Here is an 871-nt window from a genome sequence, read left to right as displayed (position 1 = left end):
GGGTGTGTCGATGTTCATGACGTTGCTGGGTGCGTTCACGGTGCTGCTGCATCGGTACTCGGGCCAGGACGACGTCGTGGTGGGTACGCCGATCGCGAACCGGAACCGGGCCGAGATCGAGGGCCTGATCGGGTTCTTCGTCAACACGCTCGTGCTGCGCACCGATCTGTCCGGCGACCCGACGTTCGCGGAGCTGCTGGGCCGCGTCCGGTCGCGGACCCTGGCCGCGTACGCCCACCAGGATCTCCCGTTCGAGCAGTTGGTTGACGCGCTGGACGTGGGCCGGGACCGGTCGCGCACGCCGCTGTTCCAGGTGTTGTTCAACTACCTCAGCGCCGACGACCGCGCCGGCGACCTGCCGACCATCTCCCGCGACACGACCGACACGCCGGCTCTCTACGACCTGACGTTGGTCATCAGCGAGAAGCCGTTCGGATTGCTGGCCGAGCTCGAGTTCGCGACGGCTTTGTTCGACGAGGCGACGATCCGCCGTCTGATCGGCCATCTGCAGTCGGTGTTGGCCGCGGTGGCGGCGGCTCCGGGTGCGGCGTTGTCGGGTTTGGCGCTGGTGTCGCCGCCGGAGTTCGCGACCCCTGCTCCGGTGACCTGGGAGGGCGTCGGCGGTGTGCACGAGCTGATCGCCGGCTGGGTGGAGTCGGATCCGTCTGCGGTGGCGGTGCAGGCCGGCGAGGTTTCGCTGACGTATGGCGAGTTGTGGGATCGGGCGGGTCGTCTGGCGGGGTGGTTGCGTTCGGCTGGTGTGGGTGCCGAGTCGGTGGTCGGTGTGGCGGTTGAGCGTGGTGTCGATCTGGTGGTGGCGGTGCTCGGGGTGTGGCGGGCGGGTGGCGCGTATCTGGCGTTGGATCCGGGT

1 protein-coding gene is annotated in these 871 nt (G+C 68.8%); it reads left to right on the top strand.

The window, feature by feature from the left end:
* Positions 1–10: 10 nt before the first annotated feature.
* On the top strand, positions 11–871 hold an 861-nt coding region (locus ABD901_RS58740; RefSeq protein WP_345145114.1), incomplete at its 3' end, for a condensation domain-containing protein.

Origin of the sequence: Dactylosporangium darangshiense (assembly GCF_039537565.1) — a bacterium.
GTDB lineage: Bacteria > Actinomycetota > Actinomycetes > Mycobacteriales > Micromonosporaceae > Dactylosporangium > Dactylosporangium darangshiense.
Note: the sequence above shows the minus strand (reverse complement) of the source record. Positions and strands in the feature narration are given on the sequence as shown.